This is a genomic window from Citrobacter sp. HN-141, assembly GCF_033341895.1.
Lineage (GTDB): Bacteria > Pseudomonadota > Gammaproteobacteria > Enterobacterales > Enterobacteriaceae > Citrobacter.
In genome coordinates this window covers 1-601 of record NZ_JAWPBF010000062.1, presented here as the reverse complement: position 1 = coordinate 601, position 601 = coordinate 1, and the positions used below count along the sequence as shown (strand labels likewise).

General features: G+C 49.1%; 1 protein-coding gene. It reads left to right on the top strand.

Going from position 1 to position 601, the window contains the following annotated elements:
• Nucleotides 1-601 (top strand): Tn3 family transposase (locus tag RYZ59_RS24580; protein WP_318051110.1); only part of this gene is annotated, 601 nt, incomplete at both ends.

The window sequence follows — 601 nt, the reverse complement described above, 5'->3', positions numbered from 1 at the left end:
AAAACTGGTGCTCACGCCTTCAGGCATCGACCGCAAGTACTACGAGTTTTGCGTACTGAATGAACTCAAGGGTGCATTACGTTCCGGTGATATCTGGGTAAAAGGATCGCGCCGCTACAAAAATTTTGATGATTATCTCATCCCGACTGCTGAGTTTGAGAAATCCCGACATAATGACCAGTTACAGTTGGCCGTTCAGACCGATAGCCAGGCATACCTTCAGGCCCGTATGACTCTTCTTGCATCTCGGCTGGAAGAAGTTAACGCGATGGCGCTTGCCGGTGATTTGCCCGATGTAGATATCTCAGATAAAGGCGTAAAAATCACTCCACTGGAGAACAGCGTTCCTTCAGGTGTTTCGCCCTTTGCAGATTTGGTCTATGGCATGCTTCCCCATCCGAAAATTACGGAGATACTGGAAGAAGTTGATAGCTGGACGGGATTTACGCGTCACTTCGCGCACCTCAAAAATAATAACGTCAGACCAAAAGACGGAAGACTGTTGCTGACCACCATTCTGGCTGACGGCATCAACCTTGGGCTGACAAAAATGGCGGAATCCTGCCCTGGGGCCACAAGATCGTCACTCGAAGGTATTCAG